Origin of the sequence: Streptomyces sp. CA-288835, from assembly GCF_050936385.1 — a bacterium.
Taxonomy (GTDB): domain Bacteria; phylum Actinomycetota; class Actinomycetes; order Streptomycetales; family Streptomycetaceae; genus Streptomyces.
Genome location: NZ_JBNJMW010000001.1, coordinates 6855891 through 6873699, shown reverse-complemented (window position 1 = coordinate 6873699; position 17809 = coordinate 6855891). Strand labels below are relative to the sequence as shown.

The following is a 17809-nucleotide window of genomic DNA, read 5'->3' as shown; positions in this document are numbered from 1 at the left end:
ATGCTCTGCAGATCGCTATCCGATGTCGTGGAGCTCATGCCTCCAAAGTTCGTATACAGCCGCGTAGTTGATGCTGAAAGCGGCTTTGGCCAGCATCTTTGTCACTTCAAGATTCTTTGGGCGGCAGGGGTCGCGGATACGCCTCGTTGTACGCGCCTGCAACCCGTGGTGAACGTGAATCCAACCGTCCCCTTCAGGGGGTTTGCCCCAGCCCTGAGGTCCACCGATCGGTGGACGGCAAGTTCCACCGAGTACCTCTGTCTGCCAACTGCCCTGCTCAGCAACGCTTCTGGGCATGAACTCATTAACTGTGCGCATGGCTCGCTGGAGTGCCCTGCACCCATGGCGGGCGATCATCGGTTGGCTGGTGTTCGTGGTGTTGTGTCTGGGCATCGGCAGTGCTGTCGGGCTCAACAGCGCGAAGACCGCGGATTATCGGGTGGGTGAGGCCGGCCGGGCCGAAGCGATTGCGGCCGAGGGGCAGTTGGAGCGCAGGTCCACCGAGCAGGTGATGATCTCCGACCGGTCCGGCGCCGGTCTCGACGAGGGCGCCGCCGAAGCCTCTGCGAAGGCCGCCGCTGCGGATCTCACCGCCCGGATGGAGCGGCTGCCCGAGGTCGAGAGCGTGGCCGATCCGCTGCTGTCGAAGGACGGCCGGATCCTCATGGTCGAAGTGGCCGTGAAGGGCGAGGAGCGCGATGCGAAGGACAAGGTCGACGCGCTGGTCGCGCAGACCGAGGCCGTACAGAAGGTCAACCCGGCGCTGCTCCTGGAGGAGACCGGAAGTCCCTCCATCAGCAAGGGAGTCGACAAGCAGCGCGGCGAGGATCTGGCGCTCTCTGAGGCGATCACGCTGCCGGTCACGCTGATCACGCTGCTGATCGTGTTCGGTTCGGTGACGATGGCCGGGGTGCCGCTGCTGCTCGCGCTGTCGTCGATCGCGGCGGCCGTCGGCCTGTCGATGGTGGTCTCGCACCTCTCCCCCGACACCGGCGTCGGGACCAACATCATCCTGATGATCGGGCTCGCGGTCGGCGTCGACTACACGCTCTTCTACCTCAAGCGCGAGCGGGAGGAACGGGCCCGGTCCGGCGGGCGGTTGAGTTCCGAGGCGCTGGTGGAGCTGGCCGCGGCGACCTCGGGCCGGGCGGTCGTGGTGTCGGGGCTGGCGGTGGTGGTGTCCACGGCGACGCTGTTCCTGGCCGCCGACGTGATCTTCACCTCGTTGGCCACCGGCACCATCGTGGTCGTTCTGGTGGCGGTGCTCAGCTCCCTGACCGTACTCCCGGCGCTGCTGGTCAAACTCGGCAAGCGGGCCGAGCGCAGGGCGCTGCGCCGTGCCGAACGCGGCAAGCCCGCGCGGCGGATGCGGGGCGAGGGCGGCGGCCGGGTGTGGGCCGCGCTGCTGCGGCCCGCGACCCGGCATCCGGTGGCCACCCTGTGCGTCTCGGTGTTCGCCATGCTCGCGCTCGCCGCACCGCTGGGCGGGCTGAAGATCACCGAGATGAGCCGGGACACCCACTCGCGGGAGATCCCCGCCATGCAGGTGTACGACCGCCTCAACGAGGCCTTCCCCGAGCAGCGTGTGACCCACGACATCGTCGTACGCGCCGATGCCGCACGCTCCGGCGAGGTCACCGCGGCCCTGGAGAAACTGGCCCAACTCGCCGACGGGGACCCGCTGTTCACCGGCGAGTCCCGGGTACGTACCTCTGAGGACCGGCGGATCAGTGTGCTGGAGCTGAACGTTCCGCATCTCGGCAACTCGGACGAGGCGTACGACTCCCTCGACCATCTGCGGGACGAGTACGTGCCCACGACGGTCGGCCGGATCGCGGGCGCCGAGTACGGTGTGAGCGGCGACGTCGCCCGTTACGCCGACTATCCCGCGCATCAGAACAGCAAACTGCCCCTGGTTCTCGGCGCGTTGCTCCTGGTGACCTTCGCGATGACCTTGTACGCGTTCCGTTCGGTGGTGCTCGGCGTGCTCGGAGTCGTACTCAACCTGCTGTCCGCGGCGGCGGCGCTCGGGCTGCTCGTCCTGGTCTTCCAGGGCAGTTGGGCCGAGGGGCTGCTGAACTTCGACTCCACCGGGTCGATCGGCTCGCGCGTGCCGCTGTTCCTGTTCGTGATCCTCTTCGGGCTGTCCATGGACTACCAGGTGTTCGTGGTGAGCCGGATCAGGGAGGCCGTGCTGGCCGGCGTACCGACGCGGCAGGCGGTCCTCGACGGGATCCGCAGCTCGGCGGGGGTCGTGACCAGTGCGGCGGCGGTCATGATGACGGTCTTCGTGAGCTTCGTCTTCCTGCACATCATCGAGATGAAGCAGATCGGCTTCGTCCTCGCGGCGGCCGTACTGCTGGACGCTTTCATCATCCGGATCCTGATCCTGCCGGCGGCGATGCTGCTGCTCGGCGAGGCGAGCTGGTGGCCTTCGCGCGGGGTGCGGCGGCAGGCGGTGTCCGAGCGGCAAGAGGCCGCCAAGTCGGCGGTGGCAGACTTACGTTGACTGTTATGACCACCCCAGCTTCTCCCGCCGGGAGTCCCGCCGAGCAGGTCACCGACCCGTTCTGGGCCGCCACGCTGCGCCGCTGGAACGCGGTGTCCTGGCTGCTGTTCGTGGCCCTGGCAATCGGGCTCGCCGCCCTCGACCAGCCCGGCGGGAGCAAGTACTGGGCGCTCGGGCTGCTCGGGTTCCTGATGCTCTGCTACGCGGTGGTCGACCGGTTCCCGGGCAATCCCGTACTGCGCCCGCACACCTATCTCCTGGTGCTGGTCGCCACGCTGGGTGTGTTCGCGTATCTGCGCGGCTCCTTCGGGTCGCTGTTCATGGTGACGCTGCCGCACTACTGGATGTTCGGGCGTACGCCGCGGGCCTCGGTCGGGTTTCTGGGGCTGGCCACCGGGGCGACCCTGGTGGGCAGTTGGTTCCGGCTCGGCCCGTCGGCGAAGTTCTTCGGCGAGACGCTCGTACCCGTCGTGATCGTGGTGGCCGTCGGGATGCTGGTCGGGCTGTGGGTGCACTCGGTGGTCGCCCAGAGTCATGAACGGGCCCGGCTGATCACGGAGTTGGAACAGGCACAGTCCGAGCTGTCCGAGGCGCATCAGCGTCAGGGGGCGGCCGATGAGAGGGAACGGATGGCACGCGACATCCATGACACGCTCGCCCAGGGCTTCGCCTCGATCATCGCGCTCGCGGAGGCGGCGCGAGCCGGGCTCGACAGCGATCCGGCGCGCAGCGCACAGCAGTTGCGGTCGATCGAGTCCACCGCGCGCGAGAACCTCGCCGAGGCGCGGGAGCTGGTCGGCTCCGCGCAGCGCGGCGGGCAGGTGGCGGCGGGTTCGGTGGCCCACACGCTGCGCCGGACACTGGACCGTTTCGCGGAGGACACCGGGCTCACGGTGGACGCGGAGCTGGCGGACATCGACTGCGACCAGCCGACCCGGATCGCGCTGTTGCGCTGTACGCAGGAGTCACTGGCCAATGTGCGCAAGCATGCGCGGGCGTCCACGGTCGGGGTCGTACTGGCTCGGCAGCCGTATGGGGTGGAGCTGGAGATCACGGATGACGGGGCGGGTTTCGTGGTGGGGGAATCGTCGGGGTTCGGGCTCGACGGGATGCGTAAACGGCTCGCGGAGCTGGGCGGGGAGCTCAGGGTGACGAGTTCGGTGGGGGACGGTACGCGCGTACTGGCGACGATTCCGATGGACGGCGAGCCCGGTCCCGGGGAAGACGAGGAGATGGCATGACGGCGGGCGGTGGAAAGCTGCGGATCATCGTTGTGGACGATCACACGGTGATGCGGGCCGGTGTGGTGGCCCTGCTGGCCGCCGAGCCCAGTATCGAGATCGTCGGCGAGGCGGGCGACGGCCGGGCGGCGCTCGAACTCGTCGCCGCGTACGAGCCCGATGTGGCCCTGGTGGATCTGCGGATGCCCGTACTGGACGGGGTCGCGACGACCACGGAGATCGTGGCCGCGCATCCCCGCACCCGGGTGCTGATCCTCACCACCTATGACACCGACGCGGAGATCGAGCGCGGTGTCGAGGCGGGAGCCATCGGCTACCTCCTGAAGGACGCCACCCGCGAGCAGCTCGTCGACGCCATCCACGCGGCGTCGCGCGGCGAAACGGTCCTCGCCCCTCGGGTCGCGGAAAAACTGGTCGCCCGTATGCGCCGCCCCGCCCACGCTCCGCTCACCGCCCGCGAGCGAGACGTCCTCAACGCCGTCGCCGACGGCCTCACCAACGCCGAGATCGGCTCGCGCCTTGTCATCGGCGAGGCCACGGTCAAGACCCATCTCCTGCGCCTGTTCGCGAAGCTGGACGTGAACGACCGGACTCGGGCGGTGGTGGTGGCGATGGAGAGGGGTCTGTTGCGGCGGCCGTCGTAAAACGAACGCTGGATACGGGCGACCCCCGCGAGGACGTGACTCGCGGGGGTCGCCCTAGTGAGCGCTCCGAGGTTGCCTCAGAGGTTGCTGAAGTCCGGCCCCTTGGTGCGCGTGCGCTTGATCTCGTAGAAGCCGGGGACCGAGGCGACGGCAAGGGTGCCGTCCCAGAGGCGGGCGGCCTCCTCGCCCTTGGGGGCGGGGGTGACGACCGGGCCGAAGAAGGCGATCTGCTCGCCGTCGGCGCCGGGGACGGCGATGACCGGGGTGCCGACCTCCTGGCCGACCTTGTCGATGCCCTCCTTGTGGGAGGCGCGCAGCTCGGCGTCGAACTCGAAGTCCTCCTGGTCGGCGTAGTCGATGAGGTGGGCGGGCAGACCGACGTCGGCGAGAGCGCCGGCGATCGCCTCGACGGTCGGGCCCTCGTCGTTGTTGTGGATGCGGGTGCCGAGGGCGGTGTAGAGGGGGCCGAGGATGTCGGCGCCGTGCTTCTGCCAGGCCGCGGTCACCACGCGCACCGGCTTCCACGCCTTGGTCGCGAGCATCTCCCGGTACTCCTCGGGCAGCTCGTCGATCTTGTCCTCGTTCAGCACCGCGAGGCTCATGATGTGCCAGCGGACCTCGATGTCGCGGACTTTCTCCACCTCAAGGACCCAGCGCGAGGTCATCCACGCCCAGGGACACAGTGGGTCGAACCAGAAGTCGACGGGGGTCTTGGCGGAGCGCGTTGCGGCCTCGGACATGGCTCTCCTCGAAAACGCGGTCATGACGGGTGACAAGTACAGGGGACGGCTGAGCCTGTTCTTGAACCTGCAACCACCCCCTTCCCCGTCCTATTCCCTGATGCCCGTTGTCAGTGCCCCATGCGAGGATCAATGCAGTTCGAAGGAGTCATGCCGCCAGTCATGCAGTGACAAGGGAGTGCCGCCTGTGCCCGGTGAGAATCTGTCCCGCGACGAGGCCCGCGAGCGGGCCGCCCTGCTGTCCGTCGACGGGTACGAGGTGTCGCTCGACCTGCGCTCCGCCGTGGGCGGCACGGACGCCGGGCCGCGGACGTTCCGTTCGGTGACGACCATCCGGTTCCGCTGCGCCGAGCCGGGCGCCACGAGCTTCGCGGACCTGATCGCGCCGAGCGTCACCGCGGTTTCCCTCAACGGCAAGGATCTCGACCCGGGCGCCGTCTTCGACGGCTCCCGCATCCTCCTGGAAGACCTCGGCGACGACAACGAACTCGTGGTCGACGCCCAGTGCGCCTACAGCCGCACAGGTGAGGGCCTGCACCGCTTCGTCGACCCCGAGGACGGCGAGGTCTACCTCTACACGCAGTACGAACCGGCCGACTCCCGCCGCGTCTTCGCCAACTTCGAGCAGCCGGACCTCAAGGCCCCCTTCCGGTTCGAGGTCCGGGCCCCCGAGGACTGGGTCGCGTGGAGCAACGGCGTGGGTGAACTGCACGACGGGGTATGGCGGTTCGCCGAGACGAGGCCCATCTCGACGTACATCACGGCGATCGTCGCGGGCCCGTACCACTATGTGACGGACCACTACTCCCGCACCTTCGACGACGGTACGACGCTGGAGATCCCCCTCGGCGCCCTGTGCCGCAAGGGCCTCGCCCGGTACTTCGACACCGACGACGTGTTCCTGGTGACCAAGCAGGGCCTTGACTTCTTCCACGACCACTTCGACTACCCGTACCCGTTCGGGAAGTACGACCAGGCGTTCGTGCCGGAGTACAACCTGGGCGCGATGGAGAACCCGGGCTGTGTGACGTTCCGCGAGGAGTTCATCTTCCGCGGCAAGGTGACACAGGCGTCGTACGAGCGGCGGGCGAACGTCATCCTGCACGAGATGGCGCACATGTGGTTCGGCGACCTCGTCACCATGGAGTGGTGGGACGACCTGTGGCTCAAGGAGTCCTTCGCGGACTTCATGGGCTCCTTCTCCATGGTCGAGGCGACCCGCTTCACCAACGGCTGGATCACCTTCGCCAACAACCGCAAGTCCTGGGCGTACCGCGCCGACCAACTGCCCTCCACGCATCCGATCACGGCCGACATCCGTGACCTGGAGGACGCGAAGCTGAACTTCGACGGGATCACGTACGCCAAGGGGGCGTCGGTTCTCAAGCAGTTGGTGGCGTACGTCGGGCGGGACGCCTTCCTGGAGGGCGCGCGCCGCTACTTCAAGCGGAACGCGTACGGGAACACGCGGCTCGGGGATCTGTTGTCGGTCCTGGAGGAGACGAGCGGGCGTGACATGGCCGCCTGGTCGCGGGCCTGGCTGCAAACCGCCGGGGTCAACTCCCTTACACCGCAGGTGCTGTTGAGCTCCGAGGGGCGGATCGACGAGCTCTCGATCCTCCAGGAGGCCGCCGAGTCGCACCCTGAACTGCGGCCGCACCGGGTGGCGGTGGGCCTGTACCGGCGGACTTCCGAGGGTGCGCTGGAGCGGTACGCGCGCGCGGAGGTGGACGTCGACGGGCCGCGTACGGTCGTGGCGGAACTGGCCGGGGCCGAGGCTCCCGAGCTGGTGCTGGTGAACGACGACGACCTGACGTACTGCAAGATCCGTTTCGACGAGGGCTCGCTGGCGACGCTGCGGGAGCGGCTCGGTGAGATCAGCGACCCGCTGGCCCGGGCGCTGTGCTGGTCGGCGTTGTGGAACCTGACGCGGGACGCCCTGATGCCGGCCCGGGACTTCATCGACCTCGTACTGCGTTTCGCGGGCCGCGAGTCCGACATCGGCGTGCTCCAGATGCTGCACGCGTGGGCGAACTCCGCGCTCACGCACTACGCGGCGCCCGAGTGGCGGGACACCGGCGGGAAGTTGCTCGCGGAGGGTGCGCTGCGGGAGCTGCGGGCGGCCGAACCGGGGAGCCAGCATCAGCTGACCTGGGCGCGGTTCTTCGCGGCGGTCGCCTCTAGTGAGGCTGAACTGGGGCTGTTGCGGGACCTGTTGGAGGGGACGGCCAAGATCGACGGGCTGGAGGTGGACCAGGAGCTGCGCTGGGCGTTCCTGGAGCCGCTGGCCTCGCATGGGGTCGCCGACGAGGGTGTGCTTGCCGCCGAGCTCGCCCGTGACGACACGGCTTCGGGGAAGCGGCATCAGGTTCGGTGCCTTGCGGCTCGGCCCTCCGCCGCGGTGAAGGCCCAGGCTTGGGCGGCCGTTGTCGAGTCGGACAAGCTGTCCAACGCGCTGGTGGAGGCGACGATCGCGGGGTTTGCGCAGCCGTCGCAGCGGGGGCTTGGGGCGCCTTATGTCGCCAAGTACTTCGATGCGATTGAGCGCGTCTGGGAAGAGCGGTCCATCCAGATCGCGATGGATGTGGTGAAGGGGTTGTTCCCGTCCTTGCAGGACTCGGAGGCAACGCTGGCCGCGACGGATACGTGGCTCTCCGAGCATGGGGCGGCGGCTCCGGCGCTGCGGCGGCTTGTGCTTGAGGCTCGGGATGACTTGGCGCGGGCGTTGCGTGCGCAGGCTTGTGACTTGGCCGCCGCCGGGTAGGGGTTCACCTTCGGGGCGCCGGGAGCCGTCAACAGGTGTTGACGGGCATAACAGTTACGGAATGCTGGTATTCGGGGCCGTAACCCCCATACGGACCAGGGGGTTTCGGTCGTCGAACGCTTGCACTTTAGGGCTGGGGTGTCCGGGTTATTCGACGGGGATGTAACAGCGGTTAATGGGCCGGGCGGGTGCGGGAGATTCGGGGGCATGAACCACAACACCCCTCTTTCCCCCCGTCCCTTGAGCCACCTGTCCGACGCCCGGCGGCGCGTACTGACCAACGCACAGCTGCGGGCGCACGGCGTGACCAACGCCGAGATCAACGAGCAGTGCCGGCCGGGTGGCGCCTGGCAGCAGTTCCTCCCCGGTGTGTGCCTGCTGCACCCCGGCCCGCCCACCGGCGAGGAGCGGCTGCACGCGGTCCTGATGTACGCGACCCGCTCAGCGTTCCGCGAGCCGCCCCTGAGAGCACAGGGCATCCCGACTCAACCGGCCGCCGCCGGGCCCGGCACGCAAGAACCGCCCGCACCGCAGCGTTACCCCGACGCGATGATCACCGGCCTCGCGGCCCTCACGCTGTACGGCTTCTCCTCCGCACCCTCGCTGCTGTCGCTGGACCGCATCGACGTCCTCGTACCGCGTCTGCGCCGGCTCCGCTCGACGGGCTGCGCGCGCATCGTTCGGGCGCCCGCGCTGCCGAAGCCCGAGGAGGTCACCGGTCTCCCGGTGGCGCCTGTTCCGCGCGCGCTGGCCGACGCCGTCGCCGAGCTCTCGGAGGCGGCCACCGTACGGCGTCTGCTGACCGAGGCAGTACGCGGCGGACACTGCGAACCGGGCGCCGTCGTACGGGAGTTGAGCCAGGCCCGGCTGCTGAACCGGCCGCACGTCGTGGACGCCGTCGACACCCTGCTCGCCGAGGGCCGGGCCATCGCCGAGGACCACCTGTATCGCATGGTCCGCGAACACGGCCTGCCCGACCCCGTCTGGAACGTGGACCTGTGCCTGCCCGGCGGCCCTCACCTGGGCGGCCTCGACGCGTACTGGCCCGAACAGGCCGTGGCCCTCGAACTGGACACCCGGGCTCCCCGCCAGGACGACGACGCGCTGTGGTCGGAGTACGCCCGTAAACGCGAACACCTGGAACGGCTCGGGATCACCGTCGTCCACGTCACCCCGCGGAAGCTGCGCGACGCGATGGATCAGCAGGCGGCCGTCGTACGGACCGCGCTGATGGCGGCGTGCGATCGTGAGCCGTCGGCGTATGTGGTGGTGCTGCCCCGGTGAGCTGTGGGGGCCACCGGCCACAGCCACTGGCCACGGCCATCGGCCACCCACTGGGCATCTGGTGGCCCCCACGTCACGGTCGGCCGGTCACTCAGTCAACTGCCGGCCGGTCACTCGGTCATCATCACCGCCGACCGGTCACACTCAGTCCGGTCGCCCAGCCCCATCACTGAGTCCGCTCGCTCAGGCCCATCACTCAGTCCGCCCGCTCAGTCGACGATGGCCCCGCAGGAGATGTTCACGTCCGTCGCGGTGAGCGTGCGCGCCCGGTCGGAGGCGACGAAGGCGGCCACGTCGCCCACGTCCGTGAGAGTCGCGGCACGGCCGAGCTGGGTCTCCTTGACGAGGCTCTCGGTGATCTCCTCCTTGCCGGGGAACCCGTCGGGGATGCTCTCCGGCACACCGCCCGACTTCAGCGTGACCACACGAATACCGTGCGGACCCAGCTCGATGGCCCACTGACGGCGCAGCCCCTCGAGCGCGTCCAGGGCGATCTTGAAGCCGCCGAGGCCGGGCAGCGTCTGCGTCCCGCCGCCACCGAAGGCGAGGATGACCCCTGAGCCGCGGGCGGTCATGTGCCGGGCCGCCGCCCGGGTCGTCAGGAACTGCGAGCGCATCGCGTACGTGATCGGCTGCAGAAAGTCCGCCACCGAGATCTCCATCAGCGGTTGCTGGACATCCCCGACACCGATGGTGTTGAACGAGACATCGATCCGCCCGGCCCGCGCGGCCACGCCGTCGACGAAGTCGTCCACGGCCGCCTCGTCCAGGGCATCGACCACAGCGGTCTCCGCAGTACCGCCGGCACCGCGGATGTCCCCGGCGACCGCCTCGAGCGACGCCGCCGTACGCCCGGCGAGGAAAACCCGTGCCCCCTCCCGGGCAAAGGCCCTGGCAGCCGCCCCACCGATGGACCCGCCGGCCCCGTACACCACGGCGACCTTCTCCTCCAGCAACATGATCCAACTCCGTCCCTCTCCTGATCGACTACCGGCTGCCGACCGAAGCCGACAGCTCCAGCCCACACCGGGTACGTCGGAGCCGCTCGCCGGATCTCGACACGTACAGGCAAGGCGGTTTTCGGTCACCGGTCCGCGTCGGAGCGGAGCTGGGGAAGCCTCCGGTGGCGGGAGCGCGGGGCGCGCCCTGTGGGATCGGCGGCTGGGCGAGACGTCGGCGGTGGGCGGTGGCAGCATGCGGAGGCGACGGAGCAGGGGCGGGGGTGGGTGCGCCGTGAAGCGGGTGTTCGTGGGGCGGGGCGAGGAGCTCGCCGTGCTGGAGGGGGCGAGGGAGCGGGCCCGCGCCGGGCAGCCGCAGCGGGTGCTGGTGGAGGGGCCGGAGGGCATCGGCAAGACCGCGCTCGTACGGCGTTCTCTCGCGGGAGTGCCGCATGTCCTGTACGCGGAGGGCGAGGACGCCGGGACCTGGCCGGCCTTCGGTGTGCTGGAGCAGCTCATCGGGCCCGGGCGGTGGACGGATCCGGGTTCCGCCGGTGCCGCGCTGGTGGAGGCGCTCCAGACGACGCTCCGGAAGGGTGGGGGTGTTGGCGAGGACGCGGTGACCGTCGTGGTGGACGACGCCCAGTGGGCCGGGTCCGCCTCGCTGCGTGCGCTCGGTTTCGCAGTGCGCAGACTGCGTGCCGTACGGGTCCTGGTCGTCGTAGTGACCAGGGACATCGCCGACCCTCGGATCCCGGAGGGCCTGGGCCGTCTCTTCACGGCGGACGCCGCCGTCCGGATCCGGCTCGAAGGGCTGGAACCCGCCGCGCTTCGCGCTCTCGGCGACACCCTGGGCCCCGTCCGACTCACCGTCCGCGCCGCTGGCAGGCTGTACGAGCACACCGGCGGCAACCCGCTGTACGCGCGGGCCCTGCTGGAGCAGGAGGGGCCAGGTCTGGTCGAGGCCCTGGAACGTACCGACATCACCCCGCCCGCCCCCAAGTCGTGCGTCGAACTCGCCCTGGCCCGGCTCGCCTCCTGCACCGCTCAGGCGGAGGCGCTGGTGGCCGCGGCAAGCGCCCTCGGCCGGAGCTGCACTCTCGCCGAAGCGGCTCTCCTGGCCGACCTCGCCGATCCGCTGCCCGCGCTCGAACAGGCCGTACGTACCGGGCTGTTGACCGAGCGGCAGGGCGACCCGGTGGTCCGCTTCCCGCACCCGATCGTGCAGGCCGCCGTCTACCACGGGCTCGGCCCCGCACGCCGCCGCGCCCTGCACCGCCGGGCCGCCTCACTCACCGATGACGAGGAGACCGCCCTGCACCACCGGGCCTGCGCCGCGACCGGCCCCGCCCCGCAGCTCGCCGCCGAACTCGCGGCGCACGGACGCCGGTCGGCCGCCGGGGAGCGGTGGGAGAAGGCCGCGCGTCAGCTGTCCACGGCGGCCAGGCTGGCGCCCGACCGGGCGGCGTACGAGCAGTACACGCTGGAGGCGGTCGAGTGTCGGCTGCTCGCGGGGGACGTACCGGACCGCGCCGAACTCACCGCGCGCATCGGGGAGTTCGCCGAGAGCGGCTGGCGCAGCTATCTGCTGGGGCGGCTCAGTCCGGCCGACCCGGACCGTGCCGAGGTGCTGCTGCGGGACGCCTGGCGGCGCTGCGATCCGGATGCCGACCGGGGCGACCGGGTGCTGGCCGCCCGGATCGCGGGCCGGTTCGCGGCCCTGTACGAAAGCGTCGCGCGCGGCACGGAAGCCGCCAACTGGGCGCGCCTGGCCCTCCGCCTCGCACCGGAGGCGACCGCCACCGACACCGTCCGCTACCTGGCGCTCGCCGGTATGGCGACGAGCGGCGGAGCGGCCCGCGCCCTCGGCGAACTGGGCCCGCTGCCCGACCCCGCCGTGGCGTCACCCGCACAGCTCCAGGAACTCATGGGCCGCGGCACCCTGCGGGTGTTCACCGGCGATCTCACCGGTGCCCTGCGGGACCTGACCGGCGTGCTCGCGGCGACGCACGAACGGAAGCCGGTGCAGGCGTCGGCCGCCCCGACGACACCGGCGAGGATGCCGCCCGGCGACGGCCGGACGTACTCGGCGTCCTTCCGTATCACCGCCGCGGGCGCACTTGCCGCCGCCGAGTACCTGGCGGGCCACTGGGACGACGCGCTCACCCATTGCGAACTGGCCCTCTCGCTCGCCGATGACAGCGGCCGTCCCCATTCCGCGCCGTACTGCCGGATGCTCGCGGCCCTCACCCACGCCGCCCGTGGCTCCTTCGCCGAGGCACACGCCCAGGTGCGCGGGATGCGCGAGGACATCGGCCCGGGCGGTGCCGGCCCGTTCGTGTGGACGGCGCTCGCCGAGGCTCACCTGGCGCGGACGCTCGGCCGCCCCGAGGACGTCGTCACTGCCCTGGCCCCGCTGCTCCCGCCGAGCGAACAGGACACCTCCGGCTCCTTCGACGAACCGGGCGCCGTGCCCTGGCCGGACCTCCTCGCCGACGCGTGGACCGAACTCGGGGACCAACGGCGGGCGGCTCAACTCCTCGGCCAGTACGAGGCTTTGGCCGTACGACGCGACCACCCGGCCGCGCTGATGCGGGCGGCCCGGAGCCGGGGCACCCTGGCGGCGGCCCGCGGAGATCCGGCCGCCGCCGAGAGCGCCTTCCGCTCGGCGCTGCGGCACGCCCACCGCGCCCAGGAGCCGTTCGGTCGTGCGCTGGTGCACCTCGCGTACGGGCAGTTCCTGCGCCGGGTGGCCAAGCGAACTCCGGCCGCGGAGCAGTTGCGTACGGCCCGGGGCCTGCTCGTACGCCTCGACGCCCGGCCCGATCTGGAGCGCTGCGAACGGGAGTTGGCGGCCTGCGGCCTGGACACCCCCGCGCGCGGCACGGACGTCGCTCCCGGCAAGGCGGCTGTCGCACCGCTCACCGCCCAGGAGCTGGTGGTCGCCCGCAGGGTGGCGGCCGGACTGACCAATCGCCAGGTGGCCCGGGAACTGGTGATCAGCCCCAAGACCGTCGAGTTCCATCTGGGCCGCATCTACGCCAAGCTCGGCGTCGCCTCACGCACCCGGCTGGCCGTGCTGCTGGCGGCGGGGAACGAGGCGGGGCTGCCGGGGCGTAACTGAGGTTGACCTGGGCGGAACTGACGCTTCCGCGGGAGGACTGGGGATTCTCCCGGGTCCTTCCCCAGGTCCGCTCCCCGGCACCGGCGGCCTAGCGTCTGGCCTCGTGGCCATCACAGACCATCGAAGGCCATACCGGACCGGTCCCATCGGGGCCGGCCGGCCACATGGGGGAAGGAATCTCATGGCCGAAAACAAGGAACTGGTCGTCACCGACATACCCAGCGCCAAGGTCAAAGCCATCGCCGAACGCGTCGCGCTGGAATTCCAGCTCGCCGCCGACAAGGTGGCCGCGCACCACGCGGAGCCCGGCAAGTACCCGATGCCGTCCGACGCCAAGAGCACCGAGCAGATACTGGCCCGCCGTTTCCGTACGCTGCCCGAAGCCCAGCAGAAGCAGGCGGCGGACCGGATCGCTGTGGAGCTGCGGGGCGGAGCGGCGCGTACCAAGCGGCTCGGCGAGCTCGCCAAGGTCGACCTCAAGTCGTCGGCCGGCGTCGATGAGCAGGTCCGTAAGACTCCGCTCCCGGCGCGGATGAAGTTCCCGGTCGAGGAACTGCAGCGGATGTCCGACGCACTGGTCGGCCCGATGACAGCCCAGGAGGTGGCGTCCGCGGCGGCCTTCCCGGCACTGCGCAACCTGGAGCTGCGCATCCACCGGGTGAAGTGCGTGGACGAGACGAGCGAGATCGGCAAGGACGAGATCGACCTGGGCGGCACGTCCGTGGACGAGGACGGCGACACCAAGAAGGTTTCGGCGTTCCGGGTACGAAGCTTCAGCACCGGGACCGTGCAGACGTACTCTCCGCCGAGGCGCTTCACCCACTTCAGCCTCACCGAGCAGAGCAAGGTCACGTTCCCCAAGACGTACTTCGTCACGCTGGTCCCCGCGGAGGTCGACTGGGGCGGCCTCGCCGACTTCCTCGACGAACTCCTCGACAAGGTGAAGGCCAAGGTCGCCGCGGCCCTCGCGGCCGCCATCGGAGGAGCGATCGGCGCCCCCGGCGGGCCTCTCGGCATCGCCATCGGCGTCGCGGTGGGCTTCGTGGTCGGCCTGGTCTTCGACTACCTCAAGGGCCTGTGGGGCGACGAGGTCTTCAAGCCCATCACGGTCAGCGCCACCATCTCGTCGCTGACCAGCCGCTTCCCCGGCGGCCAGGACAACAGCACGGACCGCACCCTCGACTTCAAGGGCCACGGCGGTCACTACCAGCTGACGTACGACTGGCGAAAGTACAACTGACCACCCGAGGACGGGGGCAGAAAGAGGGCCGTCACCCGGCTTGTCCCGCCGGGTGACGGCCCTCCGCGAGTTGCATCAGCCCCGCTCGGTGAGCGACGTCAGCCCCACTCGGTGAGCAACATCAGACCGGCTCGGTGAGCGACATCAGACCCGCTCTGAGCGACGTCAGACCCGCTCCAGGGGCCGGTGCGGTCCGCTGGGAAGCTCCGCCGCGATCGTGTCCCCCGGGCGCACCACGCCGCCCACCTTCACGATGCTCATGATCCCCGACTTGCGCACGACGTTCCCGGCCTCATCACGGCCGACGACCTGCTTCAGCAGCCCGCCCTGAAAGTTGTCGATCTGCAGACAGGGATTGCGCAGCCCGGTCACCTCCAGCACCGCGTCATCCCCGATACGCAGCAACGTGCCGACCGGCAGCCCTAGCAGATCAATGCCGCGGGTGGTGATGTTCTCACCGAGCTCACCGGGCGCCACGTTGAATCCCTCCGCACCAACCTCGGCGAAGAGCTCTTCATGAATGAGATGAACCTGCCGCAGATTCGGCTGAGTCGGATCCTGCGCCACCCGCGAACGATGCTTGACCGTCACCCCAGCATGCACATCACCCTCCACCCCAAGCCCGGCAAGCAACGTGATGCTGTCCCGATTCGGCTTGGTGAACGAGTACTCCCCATTGCTACTGACCGCCGTAACCATCCCGCTCAACATCCCTGGAGCCCCCATTCTTCAGCGACTTGATCAGCTACGACCCTAACTCTTACGTCCCCTTACCTCGCGCCGGGTCATTCACTGAGCCCTACCCGCCAGCAGCCAGCGCCGCACGGGAACTTCGAGCAGTACGCGGTCCACGCCCGGTGTGTACGGGGCGGAGACATCCCAACCTCCGTACTTCACCGTGAAGGCATCCCTGATCTCCGCCGGGAACAGTCCACGATGCAGCACCGCCTCTCCCTCGGCGACGACGGGAAGCCGGCCGTCCTCCAACGCCAGGGAGACCCGCGAGAACCTCTCGATATTGCGGACCTTGACCGCACCCGCATCCGTACCGATCCACCAACTGCCCCGCAAGAAGACGAACCAGACCGGCGTCACATGGGGAGACCCGTCCGCCCGCACGGTACACAGCCAGACGTTCTTCTCCTGAACCAGGCGATCGCGAACACCCACAGGCAAAGCCTCGGAATCACTCATCCACCCATCTCACCCGCACGCCCGCGAGAACGCCTCGGTCCGACGGCCCAGACGCCTCGGACTTCCGCCCTACTCCCCCGGGGTCAGGCCATGTCCGGTCGACATGAGCGAGTCGGATCCGATACCTCCGTAGCTCATGGAGCCACGGGAGCCCGGAATCGCCCGGACGGCCACGCCGCCGGGTGCCACGCACGCCGCGAGCACGGCAGTGGCAGTGGCAGTGGCACGGAAATGTCTCGCCCTCCGGATGCAGCGGACCGTACCGTCGTCCCCATGAAGCTGCTCTCCGTCAATGTCGGCAGGCCCCGCCCCAACCCTTGGAAGGGTCTCAGCGCGACAGGCATCGACAAGCGGCCCGTCGACGGCCCGGTCGCCGTCATCGCCCCCGGCCCCAAGGGCACCGGCGAGGTCGGTCTAGTGGGCGACCGGGTCTACGACGTGAAGCACCACGGCGGTTCCGACCAGGCCGTCTACGCCTATGCCCGCGAGGACCTCGACGGATGGGAGGCTGAGTTGGGCAGGCCGCTTGCGAACGGCGCCTTCGGGGAGAACCTCACGACCGCTGGCCTCGACGTCAACGGAGCCCTGATCGGTGAGCGTTGGCGTATCGGGCCGGACGTCGTCCTGGAGGTGTCGTGCGCGCGGATCCCGTGCGCGACGTTCCAGGGCTGGCTGGAGCGTGACGGGTGGATCAAGCGGTTCACGCAGGCCGCACGGCCGGGCGCGTACCTTCGCGTGATCGAGCCGGGGGACATCCGCGCTGCCGATCCGGTCGAGATCGTGCACCGCCCTGACCACGACGTGACCGTCGAGCTCGTCTTCCGCGCGATGACACGTGAACCGGAACTGCTGCCCCGGCTGCTGGTCGCCGACGCACTGCCGGAGGAGGGCAAGGATCTGGCCCGCAGGCGTACGACTGCATAGGTGACAGATTTCAGGGGGATCGTCGGCTGCCCCGGGCGGCTGCGTGCTTCCGGCCCGGGACCAGCACTGACGCCGACGGCGGCGGAGACAACGGGCAGGCGACCGAACTCGCCTCAGAGCAAGCTTGGTTCAAGTCCTCTCACAGTGACGAGAGCCAGAACTGCATCGAGGTCGCCCAATTTGTCCCTGAGGACGCTGGTTCAAGTCGTCCCACAGCGACGGCACAGGAACCAACTGCGTCGCGGTCGCCCGCCTCACCCCCGCCATAGGAGTGCGCGACTCCAAGAACCCGACGGGCCCCGCCCTCCTCGTACCCCCCACGGCCTGGACAGCCTTCGTCACTCACCTCCACGACACAGCCTCAGGCAACTGACGAGTGACCGCCCGACTGCGGTTCGCCGTCTCCGCCCCCGTCGTGGGCGGTAAAGAGAAACGCCGACGTGTCGCCGTCCAGATCGATGGTCATCGCGGCATCCAACGCCTTGGCCAGGCGAGTGAGCAGAGGCAGGGTAGGGACGGAGTCGCCACCCTCGATGTTGGAGATCTGCGGCTGGGTCATGCCCGCCCGGCGCGCCAGCTCGGTCTGGGATAGACCGAGCTCGGTACGCCGGTCATGGACCGCCTGCCCCAGGGCGAATGCGTACCCGGCCTCCACGTAGGCCGGAGATTCCTCGACGGACTCCCCCAACAGCTTCCTGGTCCGCCGGGTCTTCCACTGGGAGTGGTTCACGGCCGCTCCTCCTCGATCCGCTCATAGCTGTGCTCCGCAGGACCGTGATCCGCCTCGCACACCTTCTGGGCCTGCCGGGCACGCTCGACCTCGGCCGTCTCGCGCTGCCTGGTCTTTCGGAACACCGTCAGCAACACGATGCGTCTGTCCGGAGCGAGCCAGTACGTGATGCGTACGGCGTTGCCCTCCATGATGAAGCGAAGCTCGCGCACTTTACCGCCGAGGTGACGGGAGTACGGCTCCCCAAGCGTGGTCGGCTGGGCCGCGAGCATGTCGGCGGCCCGTTCGGCCTTGCCGTACTGGGCGTCCGAGAGGAGCTCCAGCCACTGTCGGACTTCGGGCTCGATCTCGATCTGCCATGGGTCGCTCACAGACGCCACTATACAGAAATCCATATAGCGAGGCTGCCGCTCCGGCACGTCACAGAAGCAGTCGAGGTTGAAGTGGCTCCGCGGAGTAAGACGTTGGTCTGGCTCC

General features: G+C 69.6%; 16 protein-coding genes. 10 read left to right on the top strand and 6 right to left on the bottom strand.

The annotated features are described in order from the left end of the window. Window positions 1–295 precede the first annotated feature (295 nt). Genes ACQEVY_RS31170 through ACQEVY_RS31160 form a run of 3 tightly spaced genes read left to right on the top strand, consistent with a single transcriptional unit; the run spans window position 296 to window position 4394 of the window. Window positions 296–2509 (top strand): MMPL family transporter, encoded by a 2214-nt coding sequence (locus ACQEVY_RS31170; protein WP_432952697.1) that lies wholly within the window; start codon window positions 296–298, stop codon window positions 2507–2509. A 5-nt stretch (window positions 2510–2514) separates the two neighbouring features. Further along, window positions 2515–3750 carry a sensor histidine kinase gene (locus ACQEVY_RS31165; RefSeq protein WP_432952696.1) on the top strand — a complete coding sequence of 412 codons (1236 nt, stop codon included), beginning with the start codon at window positions 2515–2517 and terminating at the stop codon, window positions 3748–3750. After that, window positions 3747–4394, top strand: coding sequence for a response regulator (locus tag ACQEVY_RS31160; RefSeq protein ID WP_432952695.1), 648 nt, complete (start codon window positions 3747–3749; stop codon window positions 4392–4394). Before ACQEVY_RS31165 ends, ACQEVY_RS31160 begins: the two co-directional genes overlap by 4 nt. A 77-nt stretch (window positions 4395–4471) precedes the next feature. On the opposite strand, the gene ACQEVY_RS31155 is transcribed toward ACQEVY_RS31160, so the two are convergent. Continuing rightward, a complete protein-coding gene (locus ACQEVY_RS31155; protein ID WP_432952694.1) occupies window positions 4472–5134 on the bottom strand; it encodes a mycothiol-dependent nitroreductase Rv2466c family protein in 663 nt (220 codons plus the stop codon). 187 nt (window positions 5135–5321) lie between these two features. Here ACQEVY_RS31155 and pepN point away from each other — a divergent pair, with 187 nt between their 5' ends. Together pepN and ACQEVY_RS31145 are read left to right on the top strand one after the other, a co-directional pair. Beyond that, complete coding sequence (gene pepN / locus ACQEVY_RS31150) at window positions 5322–7898, top strand: aminopeptidase N (RefSeq protein WP_432952693.1); 2577 nt, start codon at window positions 5322–5324, stop codon at window positions 7896–7898. A gap of 207 nt (window positions 7899–8105) precedes the next feature. Continuing rightward, a complete protein-coding gene (locus tag ACQEVY_RS31145) occupies window positions 8106–9182 on the top strand; it encodes a hypothetical protein (protein WP_432952692.1) in 1077 nt (358 codons plus the stop codon). Between the two features lie 209 nt (window positions 9183–9391). Here the strand turns inward: ACQEVY_RS31145 and ACQEVY_RS31140 are convergent, their stop codons facing one another. Beyond that, window positions 9392–10141 carry an SDR family NAD(P)-dependent oxidoreductase gene (locus tag ACQEVY_RS31140; RefSeq protein ID WP_432952691.1) on the bottom strand — a complete coding sequence of 250 codons (750 nt, stop codon included), beginning with the start codon at window positions 10139–10141 and terminating at the stop codon, window positions 9392–9394. Window positions 10142–10415: 274 nt separating this feature from the next. On the opposite strand from ACQEVY_RS31140, the gene ACQEVY_RS31135 reads away from it, so the two are divergent. Further along, the gene (locus tag ACQEVY_RS31135) at window positions 10416–13244 is read left to right on the top strand and encodes a helix-turn-helix transcriptional regulator (RefSeq protein ID WP_432952690.1); all 2829 of its coding nucleotides are present in this window, start codon (window positions 10416–10418) and stop codon (window positions 13242–13244) included. Between the two features lie 181 nt (window positions 13245–13425). After that, entirely contained in the window at window positions 13426–14484 is a 1059-nt protein-coding gene (locus ACQEVY_RS31130; RefSeq protein WP_432952689.1) for a hypothetical protein, read from the top strand. A gap of 165 nt (window positions 14485–14649) precedes the next feature. Here the strand turns inward: ACQEVY_RS31130 and ACQEVY_RS31125 are convergent, their stop codons facing one another. Continuing rightward, on the bottom strand, window positions 14650–15195 hold the full coding sequence (locus ACQEVY_RS31125; protein ID WP_432952688.1) for an MOSC domain-containing protein: 546 nt from the start codon (window positions 15193–15195) through the stop codon (window positions 14650–14652). A 78-nt stretch (window positions 15196–15273) separates the two neighbouring features. Next, window positions 15274–15654 carry a pyridoxamine 5'-phosphate oxidase family protein gene (locus ACQEVY_RS31120; protein ID WP_432952687.1) on the bottom strand — a complete coding sequence of 127 codons (381 nt, stop codon included), beginning with the start codon at window positions 15652–15654 and terminating at the stop codon, window positions 15274–15276. Between the two features lie 297 nt (window positions 15655–15951). Here ACQEVY_RS31120 and ACQEVY_RS31115 point away from each other — a divergent pair, with 297 nt between their 5' ends. The 3 genes from ACQEVY_RS31115 to ACQEVY_RS31105 are packed head-to-tail and all read left to right on the top strand — an operon-like array spanning window position 15952 to window position 16975. Continuing rightward, entirely contained in the window at window positions 15952–16602 is a 651-nt protein-coding gene (locus ACQEVY_RS31115) for an MOSC domain-containing protein (protein ID WP_432952686.1), read from the top strand. Further along, window positions 16599–16871: a DUF397 domain-containing protein gene (locus ACQEVY_RS31110; RefSeq protein WP_432955492.1), complete on the top strand. Its 273-nt coding sequence runs from the start codon at window positions 16599–16601 to the stop codon at window positions 16869–16871. The genes ACQEVY_RS31115 and ACQEVY_RS31110 overlap by 4 nt, the downstream gene beginning before the upstream one ends. A 2-nt stretch (window positions 16872–16873) precedes the next feature. Beyond that, window positions 16874–16975, top strand: coding sequence for a DUF397 domain-containing protein (locus tag ACQEVY_RS31105; protein ID WP_432952685.1), 102 nt, complete (start codon window positions 16874–16876; stop codon window positions 16973–16975). Here ACQEVY_RS31105 and ACQEVY_RS31100 read toward each other — a convergent pair. Next, a complete protein-coding gene (locus ACQEVY_RS31100) occupies window positions 16964–17332 on the bottom strand; it encodes a helix-turn-helix domain-containing protein (protein ID WP_432952684.1) in 369 nt (122 codons plus the stop codon). The two genes, ACQEVY_RS31105 and ACQEVY_RS31100, sit on opposite strands and share 12 nt — an antisense overlap. After that, entirely contained in the window at window positions 17329–17727 is a 399-nt protein-coding gene (locus ACQEVY_RS31095; RefSeq protein WP_432952683.1) for a type II toxin-antitoxin system RelE/ParE family toxin, read from the bottom strand. The genes ACQEVY_RS31100 and ACQEVY_RS31095 overlap by 4 nt, the downstream gene beginning before the upstream one ends. Between the last annotated feature and the right edge of the window lie 82 nt (window positions 17728–17809).

Coding starts and splice junctions, on each gene's coding strand:
- ACQEVY_RS31170 (WP_432952697.1), top strand. CDS start 296: ATGAACTCATTAACTGTGCGCATGGCTCGCTGGAGTGCCCTGCACCCA.
- ACQEVY_RS31165 (WP_432952696.1), top strand. CDS start 2,515: ATGACCACCCCAGCTTCTCCCGCCGGGAGTCCCGCCGAGCAGGTCACC.
- ACQEVY_RS31160 (WP_432952695.1), top strand. CDS start 3,747: ATGACGGCGGGCGGTGGAAAGCTGCGGATCATCGTTGTGGACGATCAC.
- ACQEVY_RS31155 (WP_432952694.1), bottom strand. CDS start 5,134: ATGTCCGAGGCCGCAACGCGCTCCGCCAAGACCCCCGTCGACTTCTGG.
- ACQEVY_RS31145 (WP_432952692.1), top strand. CDS start 8,106: ATGAACCACAACACCCCTCTTTCCCCCCGTCCCTTGAGCCACCTGTCC.
- ACQEVY_RS31140 (WP_432952691.1), bottom strand. CDS start 10,141: ATGTTGCTGGAGGAGAAGGTCGCCGTGGTGTACGGGGCCGGCGGGTCC.
- ACQEVY_RS31130 (WP_432952689.1), top strand. CDS start 13,426: ATGGCCGAAAACAAGGAACTGGTCGTCACCGACATACCCAGCGCCAAG.
- ACQEVY_RS31125 (WP_432952688.1), bottom strand. CDS start 15,195: ATGTTGAGCGGGATGGTTACGGCGGTCAGTAGCAATGGGGAGTACTCG.
- ACQEVY_RS31115 (WP_432952686.1), top strand. CDS start 15,952: ATGAAGCTGCTCTCCGTCAATGTCGGCAGGCCCCGCCCCAACCCTTGG.
- ACQEVY_RS31095 (WP_432952683.1), bottom strand. CDS start 17,727: ATGGATTTCTGTATAGTGGCGTCTGTGAGCGACCCATGGCAGATCGAG.